Annotated in this window: 13 protein-coding genes and 1 pseudogene; 7 read left to right on the top strand and 7 right to left on the bottom strand. The window is 62.4% G+C overall.

Annotated elements, in window-relative coordinates; genetic code table 11:
• Nucleotides 1-44: 44 nt before the first annotated feature.
• Nucleotides 45-329, top strand: a complete 285-nt coding sequence (locus tag AB4P90_RS12170; protein ID WP_074059145.1) for a hypothetical protein — start codon at nucleotides 45-47, stop codon at nucleotides 327-329.
• A complete protein-coding gene (locus tag AB4P90_RS12165) occupies nucleotides 323-739 on the top strand; it encodes a hypothetical protein (protein WP_014718120.1) in 417 nt (138 codons plus the stop codon). The genes AB4P90_RS12170 and AB4P90_RS12165 overlap by 7 nt, the downstream gene beginning before the upstream one ends.
• A 504-nt stretch (nucleotides 740-1,243) precedes the next feature.
• Here the strand turns inward: AB4P90_RS12165 and AB4P90_RS12160 are convergent.
• The 5 genes from AB4P90_RS12160 to AB4P90_RS12140 all read right to left on the bottom strand — a co-directional run bounded on the left by AB4P90_RS12160 (nucleotide 1,244) and on the right by AB4P90_RS12140 (nucleotide 5,441).
• Nucleotides 1,244-2,473: a M20/M25/M40 family metallo-hydrolase gene (locus tag AB4P90_RS12160; RefSeq protein ID WP_014718119.1), complete on the bottom strand. Its 1,230-nt coding sequence runs from the start codon at nucleotides 2,471-2,473 to the stop codon at nucleotides 1,244-1,246.
• 48 nt (nucleotides 2,474-2,521) lie between these two features.
• On the bottom strand, nucleotides 2,522-3,580 hold the full coding sequence (locus tag AB4P90_RS12155; RefSeq protein ID WP_014718118.1) for a diguanylate cyclase: 1,059 nt from the start codon (nucleotides 3,578-3,580) through the stop codon (nucleotides 2,522-2,524).
• A gap of 79 nt (nucleotides 3,581-3,659) precedes the next feature.
• Nucleotides 3,660-4,292: a LysE family translocator gene (locus tag AB4P90_RS12150; protein ID WP_395605920.1), complete on the bottom strand. Its 633-nt coding sequence runs from the start codon at nucleotides 4,290-4,292 to the stop codon at nucleotides 3,660-3,662.
• Between the two features lie 69 nt (nucleotides 4,293-4,361).
• Nucleotides 4,362-5,231: a sugar phosphate isomerase/epimerase family protein gene (locus tag AB4P90_RS12145; RefSeq protein ID WP_395605919.1), complete on the bottom strand. Its 870-nt coding sequence runs from the start codon at nucleotides 5,229-5,231 to the stop codon at nucleotides 4,362-4,364.
• Between the two features lie 27 nt (nucleotides 5,232-5,258).
• On the bottom strand, nucleotides 5,259-5,441 hold the full coding sequence (locus AB4P90_RS12140) for a rubredoxin (protein ID WP_014718115.1): 183 nt from the start codon (nucleotides 5,439-5,441) through the stop codon (nucleotides 5,259-5,261).
• Between the two features lie 158 nt (nucleotides 5,442-5,599).
• Here AB4P90_RS12140 and AB4P90_RS12135 point away from each other — a divergent pair, with 158 nt between their 5' ends.
• Nucleotides 5,600-7,030, top strand: a complete 1,431-nt coding sequence (locus AB4P90_RS12135; RefSeq protein ID WP_019817295.1) for a PLP-dependent aminotransferase family protein — start codon at nucleotides 5,600-5,602, stop codon at nucleotides 7,028-7,030.
• 493 nt (nucleotides 7,031-7,523) lie between these two features.
• Here the strand turns inward: AB4P90_RS12135 and AB4P90_RS12130 are convergent, their stop codons facing one another.
• Complete coding sequence (locus AB4P90_RS12130; protein ID WP_014718112.1) at nucleotides 7,524-7,994, bottom strand: Lrp/AsnC family transcriptional regulator; 471 nt, start codon at nucleotides 7,992-7,994, stop codon at nucleotides 7,524-7,526.
• Between the two features lie 123 nt (nucleotides 7,995-8,117).
• On the opposite strand from AB4P90_RS12130, the gene AB4P90_RS12125 reads away from it, so the two are divergent.
• Nucleotides 8,118-9,362: a methionine gamma-lyase gene (locus AB4P90_RS12125; RefSeq protein WP_395605918.1), complete on the top strand. Its 1,245-nt coding sequence runs from the start codon at nucleotides 8,118-8,120 to the stop codon at nucleotides 9,360-9,362.
• 229 nt (nucleotides 9,363-9,591) lie between these two features.
• A complete protein-coding gene (locus tag AB4P90_RS12120; RefSeq protein WP_072435738.1) occupies nucleotides 9,592-10,263 on the top strand; it encodes a helix-turn-helix transcriptional regulator in 672 nt (223 codons plus the stop codon).
• Between the two features lie 116 nt (nucleotides 10,264-10,379).
• Here AB4P90_RS12120 and AB4P90_RS12115 read toward each other — a convergent pair whose 3' ends face one another.
• Nucleotides 10,380-21,767, bottom strand: coding sequence for an autotransporter-associated beta strand repeat-containing protein (locus AB4P90_RS12115; protein ID WP_395605917.1), 11,388 nt, complete (start codon nucleotides 21,765-21,767; stop codon nucleotides 10,380-10,382).
• Nucleotides 21,768-22,038: 271 nt separating this feature from the next.
• Between AB4P90_RS12115 and AB4P90_RS12110 the strand changes: the two are divergent.
• Both AB4P90_RS12110 and AB4P90_RS12105 read left to right on the top strand, forming a co-directional pair.
• A pseudogene (locus AB4P90_RS12110) lies at nucleotides 22,039-22,152 on the top strand (outer membrane lipoprotein carrier protein LolA); the annotation flags it as partial.
• Between the two features lie 26 nt (nucleotides 22,153-22,178).
• Nucleotides 22,179-23,990, top strand: a complete 1,812-nt coding sequence (locus tag AB4P90_RS12105) for a monovalent cation:proton antiporter-2 (CPA2) family protein (protein WP_019817299.1) — start codon at nucleotides 22,179-22,181, stop codon at nucleotides 23,988-23,990.
• Nucleotides 23,991-24,047 lie beyond the last annotated feature (57 nt).

Genomic DNA, 24,047 nt, shown 5'->3' with positions numbered 1-24,047 from the left:
CGCCCCCCTAAACAAATCAGCACCGCCACTAAAGGAAAAATCCTATGCAGTTAAGTACGCAGTTTAAAAGTCATCGAGCGCAACTCGCTGTACTAAATGAGGTAACCACCAGAGCAGAACGCAACCTACCGCCTTTTACCGGGGAAGATTACTACGGCAACCCAGTTGTCCGAATCGAAATGCAGGGTTGCGGAAGAGGATACATACCAAACCCTTCTGACCGAAACAATCCAATACTTGATGAAAACATGGATGCAGCGATCGCAAAATTTGATCGCGAAACCAAAGAACTTTATACCGTATTCCCTGTGGGTAATGACCAATGCTGAAACACCCTTTTCTAGATATCCCGTACGCACCGAAACTTCGGCACTTACTCAGCCCGTTCGATATTTATGATCGCGAAGAGACTTTAGGTGAAGAGTTTGCACGTTACGACATCAACCTTGACACAGACAGAAGACGACTGATCGAAAAATACATAATTGAGAAATCTTCAGATCTAAGCTATCGACATCGCAAGGTTTTATGCGACAAATTGGGGGCTGCACTTAGCGACGAAACCTTTGATTTTTCGCACTTATTGAGACAGGCTCCCGGCTATTATTGCACCCTGCCGTGGGGATGGAGTGAAATGGACAATCCAAAAGGTTTTTTCGAAGAAATTTATAGATTAACTAATGAATGGTGGAAAGAAGACCTCCAAAAAGCCAGCCTCGAAGACCCTGCCACATGGTGACTTCCACATTGAATACACCGAGTACTCAATGTGGGAGGGGGCAAGCCCAAATGCCGGTCAGTTAGAGCGTCATCGTCACCTGTTGTAGAAGCGAGCTTGCTCGCGAAAAACATCAACGATAACGTGTGCTGCCTGAATAAACGCGGCGCCTGTGAATTTTTCGCGAGCAAGCTCGCTCCTACACATGCTTTTAACAGACTGACATCAGGGTTTGCCAACCTTTAGCTTCGCTTCGAAATCCAGCGATCTGATCAGCGCGGGCCAGCCAATTCATGTGCAAACTGCCCCATCACAATCACCCCCGAATACCGATCAGTCAGGCGAACGCAACGCTCAAAGCAAAAAAGATCAAATGTGGGAGCTGGCTTGCCTGCGAAAGCGGTAGTGCAGTAACACATGCAGCGACTGACACACCGCCTTCGCGGGCAAGCCCGCTCCCACAGGGGATCTGCGTTTACCTGACTGGCATTCCTCCCACACTCAAACCCGCTTCGTTCGATCTGATCAGCGCTTGGACAACTCCATAATCATCCGACTCAACAAATAAACCCGCGGCACCACACTCTCCACCTCGGCATATTCCTCCGGGGTGTGAATATTGCCCCCCACTATCCCAAACCCATCCAACGTCGGCGTGCCTACCCCGGCGGACAAGCTGGCATCCGCCGCGCCGCCGCTGCCTTCGATGGTCAACTTGCGTCCCAGTTCGCCATAAATCCCTTGGGCCATCGCCACCAACTTATCCGACTCGGCCGTCTGCGGCATCGGTGGCAGGCCGCGCTGCAGGCTGGTGTTCACTTCGGTTTCCGGGATCAATTTGTTGGCTGAAACCCGGGCCAGGTCTTTCTCGATCCGGTCGAACTCTTCCGGCAAGGCCGCACGCACGTCGGCCTTGGCGGTGGCTTGGTCAGGGATGACGTTGGTGCGGTCACCGGCCTTGAGCACGGTGAAGTTGATGGTGGTTTTCTTGTCTTCATCGCCAAGTTTGCCCAGTTGCAGGATCTGGTGCGCGGCTTCCATGGCGGCGTTGCGTCCCAGTTCCGGGGCGACGCCGGCGTGGGCGGCCTTGCCTTTGACTTCGACCACGGCGGTGGCGCTGCCTTTGCGCCACACCACCAGGCCGTCGGCGGGGCGGCCGGGTTCCAGGTTCAGGGTCACGTCGTGGCCCTTGGCAGTGTTGCGGATCAGTTCGGAGGCGGCGTCGGAGCCGGTTTCTTCGCTGGCGTCGAGCAGGAAGGTGATCTGCGCGTAGTCCTTGAAACCCTGGCTTTTGAGGACTTTGAGCGCATAGATGCCCGCGACGATGCCGCCCTTGTCATCCATCACGCCGGGGCCGTAGGCGCGGCCGTCCTTGATGTGGAAGGGGCGCTCGGCAGCCGAGCCTTCCTTGAATACGGTGTCCATATGGGCCATCAGCAGGATCTTGGCCTTGCCGGTGCCTTTGAGGGTGGCGACCACATGGCTGTTGTTGGCGGCTTTATCCGGCACCAATTCGATGGTGAAACCCAACTGTTTCAACTCGTCCACGGCGATATCGCGCACTTGGGTCAGGCCCGGCTCGTAGCCTGAGCCCGAGTCGATATTCACCAGGCGCTCCAGCAGCTTCAGGGCTTGGGCCTTGTATTGTTCGGCCTGTTGCTGGATCTGTTTATGAGGCTCGGCGCTGTAGGCCGGCAGGCTGAAAGACAAGGCCAGGGTAGCGGCCAACAGGGTACGCGGGAAGGTGAAGAACATGGACCGATCCTTGTTTTTTGTTGGAGGATGCCCCGCCACCCTACCCCACTAAACTGACCGCAACCAACTGCCCTGTACCGAGCTGACCCGGTTGCGCCCGCTGCTCTTGGCTTCATACAGCGCCTGGTCGGCATCGTTGAGCCAACTGATGGAGTCGGCGTGGCTCGGCTGGTACGGCGCCAGGCCGATGCTCAGGCTCACTCGCAGTGTTGGGTCCTGGGCGTAGGCCAAGGCGTTGAAGCGACCGCGCAAGGCCTCCATCACCTCGGTGGCACGGTTGAGGGGCATATCGGGCAGGATCACGCAGAACTCATCACCGCCATAACGGCCGGCCAGGTCGGTGGTGCGCAGGTTCTGGCGCAGCACCTTGCTCAGTTGGCGCAGGACGATATCGCCGGTCACATGGCCGTAGGTGTCGTTGATGGTCTTGAAGTGGTCGATGTCGATCAACGCGATGGCGGCACCGGCCGGGCCACGGCGGCAACGTTGAAATTCGAGGTCCAGATGGTCCTTCCAGGCGCCGTGGTTGAGCAGGCCCGACAGGCTGTCGGTGCGGCTCAAGGCCAGCAGTTCACGTTTGTGCCGGGCCAAGGTGACGGCCTGGCGATAGCAGATCCAGCCCAGGGCCAGGGGATACAGCATCAGGATCGGCAGGCAGGCATACAGCTGGGCCTGGGTGGTCAGGGCGACAAACCCAGGTGTGAACAGCAACAACGCGGTGCCCAGTCCCAGTGCCTGCGCCACCCAACCCGCGAACAGGAAGCGCGGCCCGCCGATGGCGACGTTGTTCATGCTCATCATCGACAGGGTGGTGACGCTGGGCAGCGGGTTGAAGTGCATCGCGCCAACCCAGAACCCACCGCAAAAGGAATCGAACAGCAGGCTGCGGCGTTCGCTGCGCAAGGTATTGGCCGAGCGCAACGAGCATTGAAAAGCCAGGTGCGGCCACGCAAAGGCATTGACCAGCATCCAAGCCCATACCCACAGGGAGGGGTTCAACGGATACATGCCGAACGCCACGCACACAAAGCCGAGCGTCAGCCCCAGCAGGCGAGATTTGTACAAGCGCAAAGCGAGCGGAAGTCCTTTTCCTCCGACGGCTGGCATGGTGGGGGCGATCCTGGGTGAATGCCTGGAGTCTAACAGGGCGACGTCAAATCGCCACTACCGCTTATTGGCTAATACTTCAGTGCGAAAACCCGCGTGCCAGCATCAAGGCGACGCCCAGCAGCAAGACGGCCGTGACCCGCTGCAACAACACCCGGCGCTTGGGGTTTTCCAGCACGTGCTTGATGCGCTGGCCGAAATAGCAATACAGGCAGCCGCTGGCAAATTGCAGCAGCAGGAAGGTCAGGCCAAGGATGGCGATGTCCGCCGCCGAACTGTGTTCACCGGCGCCGGCAAACTGCGGGAACACGGCGCTGAACATGATGATGGTCTTGGGGTTGGAAAACCCGGTCAACAGCCCTTTGCCAAACAGGCTGCGTGCCCCCTCGACCGTGCCGGCGTTGTTGATCGACACGCCGCTGCTGGTCCACTGCTTGTAGGCCAGGTAAAGAATGTAGGCTACCCCGACAAACTGGATGGTCTGGGTAATGGCGAGGTTGCCCTTGATCAATTCCGAGAAGCCGACGGCAAAGATCAGGATCGAAATCAGGTACGACACAGTGGCGCCGACCTGCGCCGGGATCGAACTGCGCAGGCCGTCCTTCAAGCCCAGGCTCAACAACAGCAACGTCATGGGGCCCGGGCTGAAGGTCATGGTGGCGCAAAACAACAGAAAGTAGAGAAATGAAGACAGGGTTAACGCACTTGTCATGGCCAGCACCTTGAATAAAGAGAAACAGCAGCAACAGGGCGAACGCGGCCAGCGCCCGCCCCCGGCCGATCAGGCGACAGCGATTTCGGTGGTCAGGGAGTCGCGGTACATCACCGCCAGGTCAGCCAGGGCAGCCTTGGCGGTCTGGTTGCGGGTTTCAAACGCGACCAGCCCCTTCCAGTTGGTCTCGACAATGGCCTGCAGCACATCGGCGTAATCGCAGTTGCCGTCATGGATGCCGAAGTGCTGGTCTTGCACGCCGTTGTTGTTGCTGAAGGAAATGCCCTTGATCAGGTGGTGGTATTTGCGCACCACTTCTGCCGGCAGGCCGTTCTCGATGTTGGCGTGGCCGGCATCGAGGAAGAAATACACATTGCTATGGGCTTGCAGGCGCTCGAACACAAAGGCGTATTCGGCTTCATGGGTAAAGATGTAGTGGAACGGCCGATAGTTGACGTAGTTGGACAGGTTCTCCAGGTAGATATCCGTGCCCTTGGCCTCGGCGTAGCGCGCCAGTTCCTGCACCGACTTGAGGTAATGCTCCAGGGCAACCTTCTTGGCCATCAGCACCATTTTCGGCTCGACGATGCAACCGCCGTGAATGATCAACGGCGCGCCCAGGCGGCTGGCGATGTCGATTTCCTTTTTCACATACTCCACGGCAGCGCTGCGGAAGGCTTCTACATCACTGCCCAACGGTGCCTTGAAGTTGCCGTGGAAAACCGGCTTGACCCCAGTCGCCGTGATTTGCGCCTGCAGGCTTTCGATACGCGCCTCGGTCCAGTCATCGACCATTTCGCCGAACAGGCTGCCGTCGATGTACCAGTGGGTGCAGTCACCTTCGATGGCGGTTTGCAGGCCCTTTTCGGCGCCCAGGTATTTCTGGTGGGCCACACCGGTGCAGAACGGGACGGTGGCGTTGATCAGTTTGCTTTCCATGGAGCGATTCCTTTCGTTGATGGAGTGTCAGGCGAATTGACGTTCAGGAAGATTGATGGCCATGAAGTCGGCCTTGGTCACGCCGCAATCCGGGCATGTCCAGTCTTCAGGCACCTCTTCCCAAGGGGTGCCTGCGGGAATTCCGTCCTCCGGAATACCCAGTTCTTCTACGTACATAAAACCGCAGGGTGCGCACATATAAGTCTTCATGGAAATGCAGAATCCATTGCTCAGGTGTAGGAAATATCGCCATCTCCAGGCGAGATGCCGCGCAGTCTAGGGGAGTGGCATTGCGCAAGGCAGGTAAAGTGATGCCTAATCCGGCCTCACTTCACCGGTAAAATCACCTGCAAACACAAGGACGCGTCATGTTTGTATCCGCCATCGCTTTCGTAGAAGGCACGCCCAAGGTCCAGCAGATCGTCGAGGCGTTCAGCCACGCCATCGAAAATGGCGAATGGGCACCGGGCAGCAAACTGCCATCCGTGCGTGAGCTGACCCAGATCCTCGGCGTCAGCAAGTTCACCCTCAATGAGGCTCTGGACCGCCTGCGCGGTCGCCACCTGCTGACCTCGAGCCAGGGCCGCGGCTACTTCGTGGCGATGGACAGCACACGCCCTGCTTCGGCGACCTGGGTCGATCTACTGCCCCAAGACCTGCTCAGCGTATTGCGCCGGCCCTTGGCCACCGCCAGTGGCGAACTGCGGCCCGGTGGCGGGCACCTGCCGGAGGACTGGCTCAATGGCGAAGCGATCCGCCAGGCCATGCGCAGCGTGGTGCGTGCGCCGTCGCTGCGCATCGCCGGGCTGGGCACGCCGGCGGGGCTGTTGCCGTTGCGCCAGGCGCTGCAACAGAAACTGCATGGCGAAGGCTTGTCGGTGCCGGTGGAGCAAATCATCACAACCCCCAACACCGTGCAGGGCCTGGACATGCTCATGCGCCTGCTTGCACGCCCCGGCGACACGGTGTTGCTCGACGCGCCGTGCTATTTCAACTTCCACGCCAACCTGGCGCTGCATGGGGTCAAGGTCGTTACCATTGAGCGCCGCCCCGATGGGTTCGATTTCGCGGCCCTCGAACAGTTGCTGGCCGAACACCGCCCCAGCCTTTACCTGACCACTAGCGTTCTGCATAACCCCACCGGGCATTCCTTCAGCCCCAGCCAGGCGTTTCGGCTGCTGCAACTGACCCAGCACTATCACTGCCATATCGTCGAGGATGATCTTTATGGCGACCTGCATCCCAACCCTCCTCCACGCCTGGCCGCCGTCGCCGGGCTGGAGCAGGTCACCTACTTGTCGGGGTTCTCCAAGAGCCTCAGCGCCAACACCCGCGTCAGCTACGTCGTGGCCGCGCCGCAACTGGCCGCCAACCTCACCAATATGAAATTGATGAGCGGCGGCGTCACCTCCGAACTGTTCGAACAAATCGTCTACCGTATGCTCAGCGAAGGCAGCTATGCCAAGCATCGCAAGCGCATGGTGCAACGCCTGATGGAGGCCGGAGGGCGCGTCGAACAATGGCTCAAGCGCTGCGGGTGCGAACTGCCGATGGCGTATGAAGGCGGGATGTTCATCTGGGCACGCCTGCCGCCTGGCGTGAACGGCGAACTCCTGGCTCAGCAAGCCCTGAAACGCAGCATGGTGCTGGCGCCCGGTGCGCTGTTTGGCTATGACCCGGCCCATCGCGACTCGATGCGCTTCAATGTGGCCCACAGTGATGAGCCACGGGTGCAGCGGGTATTTGAGGCGCTGTTGTTGCATGGGGTGGCACACAAAAGCAAAAGCGGCCCAACGTAACCACGATGCGAAGCGAGTAGCTCTTGCTCTTGCTCTGATTTTGATCTCAGGCGCCCCGTTAAACCACGCTGGCCGGAATTCGACAGGGATTTGGGGGGTAAACCGGCAGGGATGCCGGTTTAGCCGCCCCGCGCCATGGATGGCGCGTGGCGGCGGCCCCCCAAATCACTGGCGGATTACGGGCACACCGAGCCTAAGCGAGGTGCCGAGTGGTGGGGCAAGAGCCCTTTGGTTACTTTGGGGCTTTTCCAAAGTGACCCGCCGTAAGGGCGGACCCCTAGGTGGCCGTTACCGCAGGAATGGATATGTACTCGGTATAACTGCGTCGGCTGTCAGGCCGCCTTCGCAGGCAAGTCAGCTCCCACAAATTGATCGCGGGGCGTCAGGTAGATAGGTGTCGGCTGGCAGGCCGCCATCGCAGGCAAGCCAGCTCCCACAGTTGGATCGCGGGGCGTCGGGTGGATACGCATCGGCTCGCGCCGTAAGCCTCCCGTCAACCCGGCAACGGAATCACCCGCAACGGCCGCACCGACTTGTAGGAAAAGCTCGAATAGATCTCCTTGACGCAGGGCAACGTCTGCAAAACCTCGCGGGCAAACTCGCCAAACGATTCCAGGTCTTTGGCCACCACTTCCAGCAAAAAGTCATAGCGCCCCGAGACGTTATGGCACGCCACAATCTCCGGAATCGCCAACAGGCGCTGCTCGAACGCGCGGGCGATTTCCTGGGTGTGGCTTTCCATCATGATGCTGACAAACGCGGTCACCCCATAACCCAGCGCCTTGGGAGAAAGGATCGCCTGGTAGCCACTGATCACCCCGCTCTCCTCCAGGGTGCGCACCCGGCGCCAGCACGGTGAGGTGGTGAGGGCCACCCGCTCTGCCAACTCGGCCACGGTCAGGCGGGCGTTGCCTTGCAACGCGTTTAAAAGGGCTTTGTCCGTACGGTCCAGCTTGATGGGCATAACGTGCCTCTAATCATTATTTTTATCGATGTTTGATCCACAAACGCGGGTTTTTGCAGGCTTTTTCGCAAAGTTCATCTGTGGTTATGAGCATAGCATTGTAGGAAATAAGGAGCGCCCGACATGCACACTCAACACACCAGCTTCGGCTTTTGCACCCGTGCCATTCACCATGGCTATGACCCTGTTGACCATCACGGCGCCCTCGTTCCGCCCATCTACTTGTCTGCCACCTTCGCCTTCCCCACCGTCGAATACGGCGCCGCCTGCTTTGCCGGCGAAGCCAGCGGCCACTTCTATACGCGCATTTCCAACCCCACCCTGGCCCTGCTGGAGTCACGCATGGCCAGCCTGGAAAACGGCGAGGCCGCCGTAGCATTCAGCTCCGGCATGGGCGCGATTGCCGCAACGTTCTGGACCCTGTTGCGCCCGGGCGACGAGATCATCGTCAGCCAGACCCTCTATGGCTGTCCCTTCGCCCTGTTGCAGCATGGCCTGGGCGAATTCGGTATCAAGGTGCGGCATGTCGACCTGACCGACCTGGCCGCCCTGCAAGCAGCATTCTCCCCGGCCACGCGCATGCTCTACTGCGAGACGCCGGCCAACCCCAACCTGCGCCTGATCGACATCGCCGCCGTGGCCGAGTTGGCCCATCAACAGCCGAATGTCACCGTGGTGGTCGATAACACTTATTGCACGCCCTATCTGCAACGCCCCCTGGAACTGGGTGCCGATGTGGTGGTGCACTCGGCCACCAAATACCTCAGCGGCCACGGCGACATCACCGCAGGTGTTGCGGTGAGCAACCAGGCGCTGGCACAGCGCATCCGCCTGCAAGGGCTCAAGGACCTGACCGGCGCAGTGATGTCACCCCAGGACGCGTCGTTGCTGATGCGCGGCCTCAAGACCCTGGCCCTGCGCATGGACCGTCATTGCAGCAATGCCCAGGCGCTGGCCGAAGCCTTGCAGGCGCACCCGGCCGTGGAGAGTGTGATCTACCCCGGGCTGCGTTCCTTCCCCCAGTACGAACTGGCGACCCGGCAAATGAAACTGCCCGGCGGCATGATTGCCTTTGAACTCAAGGGTGGGATCGAGACGGGCCGGCGCTTTATGAACGCACTGCAACTGTTCACCCGTGCGGTCAGCCTGGGAGATGCCGAATCACTGGCCCAACACCCGGCGAGCATGACCCACTCCACCTACACCCCCGAGCAACTTGCGCAGCACGGTATCAGCGAGGGCCTGGTGCGTTTGTCGGTGGGGCTTGAAGACGTTGCCGACCTGCTGACGGATATCCAACAGGCCCTGGCCAAGTGCAGCGGTGCCAACCTGCGGCCAGCCCCCACAGCGGTTTATGCCATGAAATAGCGCCTCAAGCCGTGCGTTTTGCGGTGCCTGGGCGGCGGTCGGAAGGATCCGACTGCCGTTCTACATGTTTAATGCTTTTTTTCGCAGATTGGATCCCCCTCCTTTAGCCAGCCTGTACTAGCATGTCCGCAGCGGGACGCACTATCACTGCAGGTTATTCACATTCGTTACCTTCTTAACCCCCGTCGCTATAAAACCGAACACCTGCACGAAACTCATGGACGAATTGATGAACTCACACCTGTTCCCACAGATAGGCAAGGTCATCGCCAGCACCGGCAGCCGCCATTTTCCACGCATGCTGCATGACCTGATCCTCACCCAACTGGCAGTGGACGCCACCCATATCACCCAATTGCACGTCAGCCGCGAAGGCCTTGGCCGCCGCAAGATCAGCCCGGTGTACACCGATTCGGTGGCGGCCCTGGGCAGCGAGCAACTCGCCGCACAACTGCACCTCACGGGCCGCAAGGACGATGTGCGCTATGTACTGTCGGTGTATCGCTCGCACCCGTCCGACAGCTTTTCCGCGCAAGAACGCAGCATGCTCCAAGACTTCTCCGCGCTGTTGCTGCCCATGGTGGAAAAACACATCACCGCGCTGCAGCCATCGCTCCCAGACAGCCCGTGCGCAGTGCCCCAACATCAGGGCATCGACACCTTGCACCGACGCATTCAGGAGCGCCTGGTGCAATCGGGGCTGACCCTGTCCAACCGTGAACTGCAAGTGTGCGTAGGCCTGCTGGCCGGGCGCACCGCGCCGGAGTTGGCCGAACAACTGGCGTTGAAGGTCAACACCATCGAGAGCTACCTCAAGCGTGCGGCGATCAAGTTGGGGATCAGCGGGCGGCATTCGTTGTTGCGGTGGATGTACTCGACCGAAGACGGCACCCGTTTCTGAGCTCACGCCAATCAAACTGTGGGAGCACGCTCGCTTCTACACGGGGTATTCGGGCAAGCCCAGCTTTCAGCAAAAAAAACCGCCCTTGCGGGCGGTTCAAGAAAACTCGGCCTTGATCAGAAACCGAGGGAGAAACTCACCGTCACGGCGTGGTCTTTGTCGTTGCGCGAGAGTTGGCCGGAATAGCCCAGGCCCAGTCTGCCGTTCTGGCTGATCTGGTAATCCAGGCCCGCTTCCACCACCGCGCTGTCCTTGGCAATCGGCACGCCCTGGGTGCTGAACGAGCCACCGCCATTGATAAAGCTCAGGTCGGCGTCGGGCTTGGTGTCACCGAAGGCATGGCGCCAGCCGATGCTGCCCCGTGGGGTGATTTTCGAGCCGTTGCCCAGGGTGATGGTCTGGCCAATGCGCACGCCCAAGGTCGAGTAGGTGATGTCCTGGTCGGCATCGCCACGCAGGGCTGCCGAGCCGCCTTTTTCCTTGATGGTGTCGCTGTCATAGTTGACGTAGGCCAGGCCGGCGAACGGTTCCAGGGCCACGGTAGGGGTTTGAATGGTGTAGCCGACTTCACCGAACACCTGCGCACTGCGTGCCTTGTAATCGGCTTTGAGGCGTTGGCCTTCGCCACCGACGGCCACGTTGCGTTTGCTTTCAACGTCATGCCAGCTGTACGCCACGCCCATGCGTGCGGCGAAGGCTTCTTGCTGGTAGGCGGTGTAGGCCATCAGGTGGTAGCTGTCCACATCGGCGCTCGAGTTGCGGCGCTTGGCGTCCAGGTCGCTGCGGGTATAGCCGGCGGCCACGCCCACGCGCCAGGCGTCGTCCACTTGCTTGTCGGTACCGAGCAGGAAGCCGCTGAGGTTGCGGTCCAGCTTGGCGCTGTTGCTGTCACCGCCCATATGGCCCCAGGTGCCGAGCACGCGCATCCAACCGACCATCTCGCCGTGGCAACCGGCGCTGCTCAGGTGGTTTTCGCTGGGTGCCAGGGCATTGCGCGGGTCGTCCTCGCGGTAGCAACCGGGTTGGCGCAGGCGCTCGTTGACCGCATCACGCACGTAACGCGAGTCTTCAAGCATGGCGCTGGCAGTGCTGGCGTGGATTTCGCCGGACAAGCTGTCGAAGGCCGCACGTGCCGCCCCTGCATCACCGTTAAGCAGTGCATTTTGCACCGCTGCGCCACCGACTCCGGTGCCTGTGCCCAACGCCGCCGCTACGCCGCGCTGGTTACCGGTGGCCGCCACGCTGGCGTAGCTGACGTCGTTGCGGCTGACCGCCAGGGCCACTTGGGTTGGGCTGTAGTTCAACGCGGTAGTGAGGAATGCCAGGTTCTCCAGGTTGGTGGTGGCAAAGGTGCCGTTGACCGCGCCCGCCGTCAGCAGGGTGTAGGTGGTGGCGCCGGCATAGGGTGCCAGGTTGACCACATTCAAGGTGCCGCCCAGGTTGGCGGTGCCGCCCACGGCCAGGGAGCCGGTGGTGGATGGGGTGATCACCAGGTTCAGCGCACCGGTGCTGGCGTTGGTGAAGTTACCGGCAACGGTCAGCTTGCCACCGTCGGGCGTCACCGAGCCGTTGTTGACCAGCGAACCGACACTGCCGTTACCGGTCAGCCCCGCACCGTTGGCCACAGTGACTTGGCCGCCAAGCACCGCGCCTGGGTTGGCCGCGTTGCCCACTTGCAACACGCCCTCTTCCACCGCCACGGTGCCACTGAACGGCTGGTTGCCGGTCAGCAACAGCGCGCCTGCGCCTTGCTTGATCAGCGCACCGGTGCCGCTCAAGGTGCCGCTGAACTGGCCATTGGTGCGCTGGGTAAACAACAACCGCGCGTTGTTGAGGATCCTGCCACGCAGGCTGGTGGTGGTGCCCGCCAGCGTACCGCCACTGACGGTGGTGCCGCCGGTGTAGGTATTGGCGCCAGTCAGCAGCAAGGTGCCCGCATCCAGCTTGTTGATGCCGCCGGTTCCCACCAGCGGTGCATCAATCTGAGCGGTCACGCCGGAATTGACGCGCACTGGCGCCAGGCTGCCATCGGCCGCATTGGTCGGGCTCAAGCTACCGCCTGCGCCGGCGACCAGCGTGTAGCCGGCGTCCAGCACTTGCAGTCCAGTGAAGCCCTGGTTGCCGACTACGGTCACGGTGCCGCCCTGCCCGCCAAATACCGCGAACTGATTGGTGGACGCCTGCCCTTGAGTGCCGGTGGGGTCGGTCCAGTTGGTGCCTGGGCCCCAGGTACCACTGCCGCCGGTGATGCTGCCATCGGGGTTGGTGGTGCCGCCGTTCCAGAACTGGATCTGCCCTGGGGTGGTTTGCACCACCAGGTTGAGCTGGTTGGCCAGCGCCGTTTGCAGGCTCAGGTTACCCAGTGCCACCGGCAAGGTGCCAAAGGTGAGGCCGTTATCGGTCAAGCTGCCGCCGTAGCGGAACAGCTGGTACACGCCGACACCGAAGCCGCCGGTATCGCTGACGTTGAGGGTGCCGTCCAGGGTCAGGTTGCCCGCCACGTTCACCGCTGTACTGGAGGCACCCGGCGCACCGAGGGCGAAGTCCAGGGTGGTGCCCGATGACAAGGCCAGCGAACCCACCGACAGCGGCGTCGCGGCACCGGCCTGGAGCACCGAGCCGTCAGCCATGTTCACCGCACCGCCCAGGGTACCGCTGCCGCCGAGGGTCGCGCCGCTGGCGACTTGCACTGCGGCGCTGTTCAAGGTGCCGTTGACCAGCAGGCTGCCGGTGTTGACGTTGGTGTTGCCGGTAAAGGTGTTGTTGCCGCTGAGCAACAACGCGCCGGTGCCGGTTTTGTTCAACACACCGGTACCGGTGAGGTTGCCGGTGTAGGTGCCGTCGATGGCTTGCTCAAAGGTCAACGCCGCGTTGTTGGCGATAGCGCCTTGCAGGCTGGTGGTGTTGCCCGTGGTGCTGCCGCCGTTGAGCGTGGTACCGCCGCTGTAGGTGTTGGCCGCGGTCAGCAACAAGTCGCCGTTGCCATTTTTCACCAGGCCGCCGCTGCCGCTGACCACGCCGTTGAGGGCCAGGTCGTGGCTGCCGGCCAGGGTCAGCGCGCCACCCAGGTTGAGGGTATTGGCCAGTTGCAGGTCGGTGCTGCCATCCAGTTGCGCCGCGCCGCCGACCGTCAAGGCACCACTGCCCAGGGCAGCATTATTGCCAAGGATCAATTGACCGGCGTTCAGGCCAGTGCCGCCGCTGTAGCTGTTGACGCCATTGAGTGTCAGCGCTGCCGCACCGTTTTTCACCAGGCTGCCGCTGCCGCTGACAACCCCATCAAGGGTCAGCGCGTTGCTGCCTGCCACCGCCAAGGCACCGTTGAGCACGGCCGCATTGGCCAGGCTGACCGCCGCGTTGCTGTCCAGGGTAGTACCACCGGCCGCCGTCAGAGCGCCTGTGCCCAGGGCACTGTTATTACCCACCACCAGGGTGCCGCCATTGAGCGCGGTACCGCCGGTGTAGCCATTATTGCCGTTGAGTACCAGGGTGCCGCTGTCGAGCTTGGCCAGGGTGCCAGCGCCGTTGAGGGTCACGCCCAGGGTCGCGGTGGCGTTGGGGTCGACGCGTACCGCGGTGTTGCCGGTGCCGCCATTGACCAGGTTGAGCACGCCCGCCGTGCCGGAGCCCAGGGTGTAGCCATCAGTGACGAACTGCATGCCGGTGATGTTTTGCGTACCGTCCACCGTCACGTTGCCCGCCGCGCCTTGGAACACCGCGAAGCTGTTGGCCCAGCCTTGGTTGAGAGTGCCGTCGACATTGGTCCAGTTGGTATTGCCGGCGTTCCAGGTGCCGTTGCCGCCGTCAATCGCACCGTTGCCGATCAGGCTGTTGCCATCCCAGAACTGCACGGTGGTGTTGGGCGCAGTCACCAGCAGGTTGACCTTGTTGGTGATCGCGGTCTGCACTTGCAGGTCGCCCGGCACCACGCTGCCTGGCAGTGTGCCAAGAGCCAGGCCGTTATCGGTCAAGGCCCCGGTGTAGTTGATAAGGTTGTAGACGCCGCTGCCAAAGCCGCCGATATCAGTGACATTGAGGTTGCCGTCCAGGGTCAGATTGCCGCCGACATTCAGCAGGCCTGTGCCGCCACCCAGCACCGGAGTGCCGAGACCGACATCCAGGTTCGAGTTGCCACCCAGCACCAACGAGCCCACCGACAGCGTGCTGCCGGTGGCCAAGCCGATGTGCCCACCGTCGGCCACGGTCACCGCGCCGGCCAATGAGCCGCTGCCGGCCAGGGTTGCGCCGCTGTTCACCGCCACTGTGCCGCTGGCCAGTGAACCGGTGACATTCAAGGTGCCGCCGTTGACGTTGGCCGCGCCGCTGATGGCATTGGTGCCGCTCAGGTTGAGCACTCCGCTGCCGTTTTTATCCAGGTTGCCGGCACCGTTGAGCGCACCGCCAAAGCTGTTATCCAGGTTGCTGCCACCCACCGCCAGCGTGTTGCCGCCAGCCACCTGTACCACGCCGTTGCCGGCCAGGCTGTTGAGGTTGGCGTTGCCACCCAGGTTGAGGCTGGCGCCGCTGCCGACAGTGACGCTGGAGGTGGTGCCCAGCGCACCATTACCCGTCGTGGTCACGCTGCCCGCCGCCACGGTCAGTGGGCCGCTGAAGCTGTTGTTGCCGGTCAGCAGCAGGTCCGCCGCGCCATTCTTGATCAGCGCTGCATTGCCAGCGAGTACACCGGCCAGGGTCAGGTTGTTGCTGCCTGCGACAGTGAGGTCGCCATTGAGGTTGACCGCATTGGCCAACACCAACGGCGTGCTGTTGGCCAGGGTCGCCGTACCGCCGACGGTCAATGCGCCCGAGCCCAGGGCCGTGGTGCTGCCGACGGTCAGCGTGCCGGCATTGAGGGCCGTGCCGCCGCTGTAGGTATTGGTGCCGTTGAGGGTCAGGTTGGCGCCACCGGCCTTGGTCAACGAACCACTGCCGTCCACTACACCGTTGAGGCTCAGATCGTTGCTGCCGCCGACGGTGAGCGCGGCGTTCAGGCTGGTGTTATTGGCCAGGGCCAACGCCGTGTTGGTGTCCAGGGTGGTTGCCCCATTGACCGCCAAGGCACCGCTGCCCAGGGCTGACGCATTGCCTAGGGTCAAGGAACCGGCATTCAATTGCGTGCCACCCAGGTAGGCATTGGCACCGTTGAGCGTCAGGTTGCCCGCACCGGTTTTGGTCAGCCCACCGCTACCGCTGACCAAGCCGTTCAGGCTCAGGTCGGCGGTGCCCAGAATGCCCAGGTTGCCGGCCAGATTCACCGTGTTGGCCAGGGCGACCGCCGTGCTGCTGTCGAGGGTGGTGCCGGCGGCCGCGTTCAGGGCACCACTGCCCAGGGCCGAATTGGAGGCCAGGATCAGGCCGCCTGCGTTGAGTGCGGTTGGGCCAGCATAGGTGTTGTTGCCACTGAGGGTCAGGTTGGCGATGCCATTCTTGATCAGGCTGCCCGTGCCCGCCACCGTGCCGGCCAGGGTCAGGGCATTGCTGCCGCCGAGGGTGAGGCTGCCGTTGACGTTGAGTGCATTGGCCAGGCTGACCGCGGTGTTGCTGTCCAGGGTGGTGCCGTTGGCGGTGGTCAAGAGGCCGCTGCCCAGGGCACTGTTATTGCCGACCACCAGGGTGCCGCCATCCAGGGCAGTGCCGCCGGTGTAGCTGTTGGCGCCGTTGAGCACCAGGGTGCCGGTGTCGAGCTTGGCCAGGGTGCCGCCGCCGTTAAGCGCCACGCCCAAGGTGGCAGTGACGCCTGGATCGACACGTACGGCGGTGTTGCCGCCCACGCCATTGAACAGGGTCAGGGCGCCCGCTGCCCCGCCGGCCAGGTTGTAGCCATCGGTGACGAACTGCAAACCAGTGATGGCTTGCGCGCCGTCAACCGTGACGGTGCCCGCCGTGCCTTGGAACACGGCAAAGCTGTTGGGCGTCCAGGCTGTATTGAATGCACCATTGACGCCGGTCCATTGGCTGCCGCCTGCACTCCAGGTGCCGCTGCCGCCTTCGATGGTGCCATTGCCCGTGGTTTGGCTGCCGTCCCAGAACTGCACGTTGGTGCTGCCGTTGACCAGCAGGTTGATCTGGTTGCCGATCGCGGTTTGCAGGTCCAGGTCGCTGGCCGGGATGTTCACCGGCAGGCTGCCCAGCAGCAGGCCGTTGTTGGTCAGGCCGCCGGTGTAGTCGATCAGGCGGTAGATACCCGCACCGAAGCCGCCGATATCCGTGACGTTAAGGGTGCCGTCCAGAGTCAGGTTGCCGTTGACCTGCACCAGCGCCGTACCGCCCGTCGCGGGCGCGCCGAGGCCCGCATCCAGGTTGGCGTTGGCATTGAGCAGCAGCGAACCGGTGGTCAGGGTCGCGCCGGAATTGACGGCCAGGTGGCCGCCATCGGCGATGCTCACGTTGCCCAACAAAGTACCGGTACCACCGAGGGTGGCACCACTGCCCACCGCCACGTTGGCGCTGGCCAGGGAACCATTGACGAGCAAGCTGCCGGCGTTGACCTGGGCGTCCCCGGTCACCACGCTGAGGCCACCGAGGGTCAAGGCGCCTGTGCCGTCTTTGGCCAGGTTGCCGAGGCCTGCCACGACGCCGTTGAAGGTGCTGTCCAGATTATTGTTGCCGACGCTCAAGGTGCTGCCGGCCCCTACGGTTGCAAGCCCGGTACCCGTGAGGGCGCCCAGGCTGGCGCTGCCGCCCAGGTTCAGGGCAGTACCGCTCGCCAGGTTGACCCCGGCGCCGACACCCAGTGCTCCGTTGCCCAGCGTGGTGAGGCTGCCCGATTGCACATCGAACAGGCCGTTGAAGGTGTTAGTGCCGGTCAGGCTCACATCCGCCGTGCCGGTTTTGACCAGGCTACCGCTGCCGGCCAGCACGCCGGCCAGGGTCAGGTTGTTGTTGAGACCGCCCACGGTCAGCCCAGCGTTGAGGTTGACCGCATTGGCCAATACCAGCGGTGTGCTGTTGGCCAGAGTAGCTGCACCGTTTACGTTCAAGGCGCCGGTACCCAGGGCTGCTGCCGTGCCCAGGGTCAGCGTGCCGGCGTTGAGGCTGGTGCCGCCTTGGAAGGTGTTGACGCCATTGAGGGTCAGGTTGGCCGCGCCGTCTTTGCTCAGGCCAGCCGTGCCGGTGACCAGGCCACCCAGGGTCAGGTCGTTGCTGCCGGTGACGGCGAGGTTGGCGTCAAGCACGACGCCATTGCCCACACTCAGCGCTGCCGTGTTATCCAGGGTCGCCGCGCCGCCAACGGTGAGGTTGCCCAGGCCAAGGGCGGTGGTGCTGCCCAAGGTCAGCGTACCGGCGTTCAGGGTGGTGCCACCCAGGTAGGCGTTGGCGCCGCTGAGGATCAGATTGGCCGTGCCCTCCTTGGTCAGGCTGCCTGCACCGTTGATTGCGCCGCCGAGGGTCAGGTCAGCGGTGCCGCCGATGCCCAGGTTGCCCGCCAGATTGATCGCGTTGGTGGTGGCGACCGCCGTGCTGGCGTCCAAGGTGGTACCGCCTGCGGCGTTCAACACGCCCGCGCCCAGCGCCGTATTGCTGGCCAGGATCAGCCCGCCTGCGTTCAAGGCCACAGGGCCCAGGAAGGTATTGGTGCCGCCGAGTGTCAGGCCTGCCGTGCCATTCTTGACCAGGCCACCGGTGCCGCTGATGGCGCCATTGAGCGCCAATGCGTTGCTGCCGCCGACCGTCAGGCTGCCGTTGAGTACCGCATCATTGCCCAGGGTTACAGAGGCGTTGCTGTCCAGGGTGGTGCCCGCCGCAGCGGTCAGCGTGCCAGTGCCCAGCGCGGTGTTGCTGCCGACCACCACCGTACCGCCATTGAGCAAGGTGCCGCCGGTGTAGCTGTTGGCGCCATTGAGCACCAGCGTGCCGGTATCGAGTTTGTTCAGCACGCCCGCGCCGGTGATATCGACGCCGAGGGTGGCAGTCGCCAGTGGGTCGACGCGCACGGCGAAGTTGCCGCTGCCGGTGCTCAACTGCCCACCGGTGCCATTGACCAGGCTGTAGCCATCGGTGACGAATTGCAGACCGGTGATGGTTTGTACGCCATCCACGCTGACAGTGCCCGCAGCACCTTGGAACACCGCAAAGCCACCGCCCCAGGTCTGGTTGGAAAGGCCGTCGGCCGAGGTCCAGTTGGTGCCCCCCGCTGTCCAGGTGCCGTTGCCACCGTCAACAGTGCCGTTGGCAAGGGTGTTGCTGCCGTCCCAGAAACGAATATTCGGCGCCGCTACCACCAGGTTGACCTGGCTGCCCACTGAGGTCTGTACCAGCAGATCACCCAGGCCATAACCCAGCGGCACCGTGTTGACGTTCAATGCGCCGGTCAAGCCGCCGGTGTAGTTGATCAAGCGATACACACCAGCGCCAAAGCCACCGGCATCGCTCACATTAAGGTCGCCGGCCAGATTCACGTTGCCGCCGACATTCATCAGCGAGGTCAGCGACGGTGCGCCAAGCGCCACATCCAGACTGGCCCCGGCACTCATGTTCAGGCCAGCGGCCGACAAGGTCGTGCCACTGCCCAGCGCCAGGTGCCCGCCGCTATTGATATTCGCCGTACCCAAGAGCGAGCCACTGCCGGTGAGGGTGCCGCCGCTGTTCACGTTGACCAACGCGCTGCCCAGAGAACCATCGACATCCAGAGTGCCCGCGTTGATCGCCGTGTTACCCGTGATGCCATTGATTCCGTTGAGCGTGAGCGTGCCGGTACCCACTTTAATCAAGCTGCCCGCGCCGCTGAGGTCACCGTCAAAAGTACTGCTGGTGTTCACCCCTCCCACGGTGAGATTCAAACCGCCGCCGACTGCCACGCCACCCGCACCGCTGAGGCCGGCCAGGCTGGAATCGACGCCCAGGTTCAGTGCGGCGCCGGTGCTGACATTGACGCCAGAGGTGTTGCCCAATGCACCGGCGCTGCCGGTGGTGACGCTGCCGGAGACAATATTCAATGGCCCGGTAAACGTGTTGTTGCCGCTCAAGGTCAGGTCAGCCAAGCCATTTTTGATCAGCGCACTGGCGCCGCTGAGCACGCCGCTGAGGTTCAGGTCATTGTTGCCCGCGAGCGTCAGGTCGCCATTCAAGGCAATCCCGTTGCCCAGGGTAAGGGCCGCACTGTTATCCAGGGTTGCCGCACCGCCGACCGTCAAGGGGCCTGCGCCCAATGCGCCTGCCGTGCCCAAGGTCAACGTACCGGCGTTGAGGCTGGTGCCACCGGTGAACGTGTTGGTGCCGTTAAGGGTCAGGTTGGCCAGGCCATCCTTGATCAGCGCACCCGCGCCGCTGACCACACCGCCCAGGGTCAGCCCATTGGTGCCGCCGACGGTCAGCCCGGCGTTGAGGGCAATACCATTGCCCAACGCCACCGCCGAGGTGCTGTCCAGGGTGGCGGCGCCGCCGACGGTCAAGTTGCCCAGGCCAAGCGCCGTGTTGCTGCCGACGGTCAGCGTGCCAGCATTCAGCGTGGTGCCTCCCAGGAAGTTATTGCTGCCGCTCAGTGTCAGGCCGGCTGTGCCGTTCTTGGTCAGGCTGCCTGCACCGTTGACTGTGCCGCCCAGGGTCAGGTTGGCGCTGCCACCGATTCCAAGGTTACCGGCCAGGTTGATCGCGTTAGTCAGCGTGGCACTGGTGCTGGCGTCCAGGGTCGTGCCTGCAGCTGCATTCAACGTACCCGCACCCAAGGCACCGGTAGCGCCAATCACCAGCTTGCCGCTGTTGAGTGCCGTGTTGCCCAGGTAAGTGTTCGCTTGATTGAGGAGCAGATCCGCCGGGCCGTTCTTGATCAACCCACCAAGGCCCGCCACCACACCGCCAAGGGTCAGCGCGTTGCTGCCGCCAAGGGTCAGGTTACCGCCCAGGTTGAGGTTATTGCCCAGGCTCACTGCTGCACTGGCATCCAACGTGGTACCCGCCGAGGCGTTCAACACACTGGCGCCGAGCGCAGTATTGGAGCCCACCACCAGCGAACCGGCGTTGAGGGCCGTGGCGCCGGTGTAAGTATTGTTGCCCGTAAGCGCCAGGCTCGATACGCCCTCCTTGATCAACCCGGAACCACCGCTGACAACCCCGCCAAGGGTCAGCGGGTTCACGCCGTCCACGGTCAGATTGGCGTTCAAGGCGATTGCATTGCTGGTGGTCAAGGCTGCATTGCTCTGCAACGTACTCGCACCCGCAACGGTCAAGGCACCGGTACCTAGCGCCGCGGCATTGCCCAATGTAAGCGTGCCGGCGTTCAAGGTGGTACCACCCTGGAAGGTGTTGGTGCCACTGAGGATCAATTCGCCGGTACCCGCTTTGCTCACACCCGCGGCGCCCGAGATCACACCACTCAGGTTCAGCCCCGTCGAGGCGCCCTGTACCGTTAAACCACCGGTACCCAGGGTCAACAGGTTGGCCAGTGTCAAGCCGTTGCCGGTGGCCTCGATAGCGCCGCCGTTAGACGTGAGCACACCGCTGCCAAATGTCGCGTTGTTATTGAATTGCGCCACACCGCCATTGAGCGTAGTGCTGCCGCTGACCAACGGCCCCTGCAACGTCCAGGTGCCACTATTGATGGCCAGGTTGTTGAAGTTGACATAGTTGGCGCTTGAAGCCGTGCCGGTGCCTGTACTGCCACCACCGACGCCCGTCGTGTTTTCAAGGATCAGCGAGTTGCTGCCGCCTGCGCCGCCGTCCACCTGGCCGGTGGGGGCGAACGTCAGGTTCACGCCGATCAGTCCGCCAAGGCTTAAGCCGAGGCCGCCGCCGTTGGTCACTTGCGAGCCCGTGACTGCCGTAAAGGTGTTGGTACTGGCGGCCCCCATCGACACGCCGCCAGAGATAGTGCCGGTGTTGCGGAACGTGTTCCCTGTAGTGGAGCTCTCGAACGCCACGCGCCCGGTCAGGGTGCCGTTATTCGTCATATTGACCTGCCCGCCACCCTGTACCGCCACCACCGGGGTGTCGGAGGAAAGCAGCGAAAGGCCGAGCAAGAAAGACGAACCAATGGTGCCGTCGTTGACAATCGTGGTGGTGCCGCCTACGCCGTTGGTGGCATTGAGTGCCATGCCGCCCAGCGAGGCCAGGTTCAACCCAAGCAGCGCGCCGGTACCGTTAATAACGCCGGTGGCCGCGTTGGTGATGTTCAGCGCATTGGCTGTCGAGTTGCCGATCACCACACCACCGCTCAGGGCTGAAACCAACCCAAGTACTGCCGGGTCAATGGTGCCGGCGTTGTTCAATGTCGTGTTGTTGCCCGTCAGGCTGAGCGCGACACCACCCACCAATGTATTGAGCTTCGTCCCGGCGGTGACGTTGACCGTGAGGGTGTTGACAGCGCTGTTGAAGGTGTTGGGAATCAGCAGCAATGTCGGCACACCCGTACAGGTCACCGTCGCTCCAGCGGTGGGACTCGCCGGGCTACAGGCGGCGAACACATCCGGGCTCGCCAGCCCCATCACCAGCCCGGCCACGCCCAGGCGGATCGCAAGAGAAAGCGCAGAAATACGAGGTAAAGCGGCAGTCGCAAGTCTTCTATCCACGTTCTACTCCTTGTGGTCCAAGCCTTTCATCCGTGACTGCGTGCACGCCTTGTTTCAACGATCCACACGCATCGAATTCGAAACACCTGACCGTGGTGACTACTGGTTCAGTTTTTCGAAACGTTAGTAGACCTGCGCGAAAGCCATTGAATTAAATGGTATTAATACTTTCGTAAAACCGGTGTAAGAATGGGATGAGCGCCAACATCCATTGACTGTCGCGTCAAAAATACAAGTTTCCAAATGTGAAAAAGCGCTCTAATAGCGCCCTATCCTCCCCACCGTAGGAGCGAGCCTGCTCGCGAAAATCCTCAACGATGACGCGACAAACCAGACACAACGCGGTGCCCTTGCGTTCTTCGCAAGCAAGCTCGCTCCTACCGTCGATCGATGCAAATGCTGGAGTTCGTAATGCCCCATGAAGGCAACCTGTTACAAGCAGCCGTGGTGTTCCTGTTCGCCGCCGTGCTGACCGTGCCCCTGGCCAAGCGCCTGCAATTGGGCGCGGTGCTGGGCTATCTGTTTGCCGGTGTGATCATCGGCCCGTCTGTTCTCGGCCTGATCGGCAACCCGCAAAGCGTGGCGCAGTTCTCTGAACTGGGCGTGGTGCTGTTGCTGTTCATCATCGGCCTGGAGCTGTCGCCCAAACGTTTATGGGTGATGCGCAAGGCGGTGTTCGGCGTCGGTCTGGCCCAGGTCCTGCTCACCGGTGTGGTGATGGGCGCGGTCGCGCTGTGGCTGTTTGGCCAGTCGTGGAACAGCGCCATCGTGCTGGGCCTTGGCTTGGCACTATCCTCCACGGCGTTTGGCCTGCAAAGCCTGGCCGAACGCAAGGAACTCAACCAACCCCACGGACGCCTGGCCTTTGCCATCCTGTTGTTCCAGGACATCGCCGCCATCCCGCTGATCGCCATGGTGCCGTTGCTGGCCGGCAGCGATCATCCGACCACCGAGGCCCAAGGCCTGCAACATGTGCTGCAGATCCTGGGCAGCATCGCCGTGGTGATCATCGGCGGGCGCTACCTGTTGCGCCCGGTGTTTCGCATTGTCGCCAAGACCGGCCTGCGCGAAGTGTCCACCGCCACCGCGTTGCTGGTGGTGATCGGCACCGCCTGGCTGATGGAGTTGGTGGGCGTGTCCATGGCCTTGGGGGCCTTCCTCGCCGGCCTGCTGCTGGCGGATTCGGAATACCGCCACGAACTGGAATCCCAGATCGAGCCGTTCAAGGGCCTGCTGCTGGGGCTGTTTTTTATCAGCGTGGGCATGGGCGCCAACCTCAGTCTGCTGCTCAGCACACCGCTGGTGGTGATCGGCCTGACCCTGCTGCTGATCGGCTTGAAGCTGCCGCTGCTGTACGCCGTCGGGCGAATGGTGGGCGACCTCAACCGCGAGAGCGCTTTACGCCTGGGCGTGGTGCTGGCGGCGGGGGGTGAGTTCGCCTTTGTGGTGTTCAAGATCGGCCGCGACCAGGGCCTGTTCGAACCGCAGCTGTACGACGTGCTGGTGCTCACCATCACGCTGTCCATGGCCGTGACCCCGCTGCTGTTGCTGGTGTGCCCGAAGCTGTTCAAGCCCAAGGTCAAGCCGGTGGAAGTACCCGAGGAATACCGCGCCATCGAAAGCGATGCGCCCCGCGTGGTCATCGCCGGCATGGGCCGTATGGGCCAGATCGTGGCGCGCATCCTACGCGCGCAGAACATCTCGTTCATCGCCCTCGACACCTCGGTGGAAACCATCGAGCTGACCCGCAGTTTCGGCGGTATGCCGGTGTTCTACGGCGACCCCCAGCGCCCGGAAATCCTCCACGCGGCCAAAGTCGATCAGGCGGAATTCTTCGTGATCGCCATGGACGACCCAGAGATCAACATCAAGACCGCCGAGTTGGTGCGCAACCTCTACCCGCACATGAAGATCATCGCCCGTGCGCGTAACCGCCAGCACGTACACCGCCTGGTGGACCTGGACGCTTCACCGGTGCGCGAAACCTTCTACTCCAGCCTGGAAATGAGCCGCCGTACCCTGGTCGGCCTCGGTTTGAGCCAGGCCCAGGCCGATGCGCGCATCAACCGCTTCAAGACCCACGACCAGCAGGTACTCGCCGCCCAACACGCGGTGTACGACGACGCGGCCAAGGTCATGCAAACCGCCCAGGAAGCCCGTGCGGAACTGGCGCGCCTGTTTGAAATGGACAGGCTTGAGGAAGAGTCTTCCGACAAAGTGTGACGGGGCCGATGAACGAGATTGCGAATTTTCTGACAGAATACGCCGCAATTTCGTTCA

The organism is Pseudomonas sp. B16120 (assembly GCF_044218845.1).
GTDB lineage: Bacteria > Pseudomonadota > Gammaproteobacteria > Pseudomonadales > Pseudomonadaceae > Aquipseudomonas > Aquipseudomonas paracarnis.
This window is presented reverse-complemented; position numbering and strand designations above follow the sequence as displayed.

Excerpts from the sequence above, each read along its gene's own strand:
- AB4P90_RS12170 (WP_074059145.1), top strand. The coding sequence starts at position 45 with ATGCAGTTAAGTACGCAGTTTAAAAGTCATCGAGCGCAACTCGCTGTA.
- AB4P90_RS12165 (WP_014718120.1), top strand. The coding sequence starts at position 323 with ATGCTGAAACACCCTTTTCTAGATATCCCGTACGCACCGAAACTTCGG.
- AB4P90_RS12160 (WP_014718119.1), bottom strand. The coding sequence starts at position 2,473 with ATGTTCTTCACCTTCCCGCGTACCCTGTTGGCCGCTACCCTGGCCTTG.
- AB4P90_RS12155 (WP_014718118.1), bottom strand. The coding sequence starts at position 3,580 with ATGCCAGCCGTCGGAGGAAAAGGACTTCCGCTCGCTTTGCGCTTGTAC.
- AB4P90_RS12150 (WP_395605920.1), bottom strand. The coding sequence starts at position 4,292 with ATGACAAGTGCGTTAACCCTGTCTTCATTTCTCTACTTTCTGTTGTTT.
- AB4P90_RS12145 (WP_395605919.1), bottom strand. The coding sequence starts at position 5,231 with ATGGAAAGCAAACTGATCAACGCCACCGTCCCGTTCTGCACCGGTGTG.
- AB4P90_RS12140 (WP_014718115.1), bottom strand. The coding sequence starts at position 5,441 with ATGAAGACTTATATGTGCGCACCCTGCGGTTTTATGTACGTAGAAGAA.
- AB4P90_RS12135 (WP_019817295.1), top strand. The coding sequence starts at position 5,600 with ATGTTTGTATCCGCCATCGCTTTCGTAGAAGGCACGCCCAAGGTCCAG.
- AB4P90_RS12130 (WP_014718112.1), bottom strand. The coding sequence starts at position 7,994 with ATGCCCATCAAGCTGGACCGTACGGACAAAGCCCTTTTAAACGCGTTG.
- AB4P90_RS12125 (WP_395605918.1), top strand. The coding sequence starts at position 8,118 with ATGCACACTCAACACACCAGCTTCGGCTTTTGCACCCGTGCCATTCAC.
- AB4P90_RS12120 (WP_072435738.1), top strand. The coding sequence starts at position 9,592 with ATGAACTCACACCTGTTCCCACAGATAGGCAAGGTCATCGCCAGCACC.
- AB4P90_RS12105 (WP_019817299.1), top strand. The coding sequence starts at position 22,179 with ATGCCCCATGAAGGCAACCTGTTACAAGCAGCCGTGGTGTTCCTGTTC.